Below are 977 nucleotides of genomic sequence, written 5' to 3' on the forward strand. Positions count from 1 at the left end.
CGCCTCTAATTCATCCTGTGTATCAAATTCGGCACAATTTGTACCATCGGGTACAAAACTTTCGGTGTTACTATCCGATTTACAGATAATCGTGTTATCGCGATATATTACGATATGTTTTTTCTTTAATATTTTCATTTTTTTATGCGTTAATGGTTACTGATGCTCCCCTGCTTATTATTGTTTGAACCGCAACATCCGATGCCGACGTTCTTGTACCTGTTAAATTCACAGACCTAAAGCCTATCCATGTTGTTACTTGAGCCAAATCGTTTAAAAGCCTGTCTATATCAGCTGAACTTAATTCACAATTAACAAGACCTATCCGACTCATTGATGACGGGAAATTCCGACTTGTCGGATAAATTACATTCTTACGGATAGAGCCCGAATTGAAAGAAAGCTCTGTCAGGTTCGGCGGCAATTGGCTTAAGTTGTAAATTGTGCAATTGGTATGCTCCAATACAATATTCGCAGCATTGGTCAATAAATCGACATTGCCTGTAACGTTAGGCAGCCTTGTTGCATACACTTTAGTAGCGTCTTTAAACTCTTCGATGTTATACCCGATATTTGACACATAATTGTTATTATTTTGAACCTGTATTGATTTCAAGTTCGGAAATTTGGAACGGCTTATTGTTCCTGAAATACCCGTGATTGAACTTGCTGTCAGATTCAACAATACAAGATTCTTAGCCCCCGATGTAAGATCGCCCGATATATTCAGGCAGTTGACAAGTGCCAATGATTGCATTTTGTCTGTGAAAGCATCGGTTATGTTACCATATATATTTTCGTTCTCTAACAAGATGTAAGTAAAGCCATCATGCAGGCTTTTAAGTTCGCCTTTTACCTGATTACTTGCTAAAACTCCACTTGTGGCATAAGCGTCAAAATATTTTGGTAACGATTCAATGTTATATTCGGCAAAAGGGCTGTTTGCGGTATCACTCGCCGTAAACCCTAAGCCAATA

General features: G+C 38.4%; 1 protein-coding gene. It reads right to left on the reverse strand.

The genetic code is table 11. The annotated features are described in order from the left end of the window. Nucleotides 1–142: 142 nt before the first annotated feature. A partial coding sequence (locus D0T53_RS13425; RefSeq protein ID WP_163268745.1) for a hypothetical protein occupies nt 143–977 on the reverse strand: 835 nt, incomplete at its 5' end.

It is taken from the genome of Dysgonomonas sp. 216, assembly GCF_010501065.1.
Taxonomy (GTDB): Bacteria; Bacteroidota; Bacteroidia; order Bacteroidales; family Dysgonomonadaceae; genus QVMM01.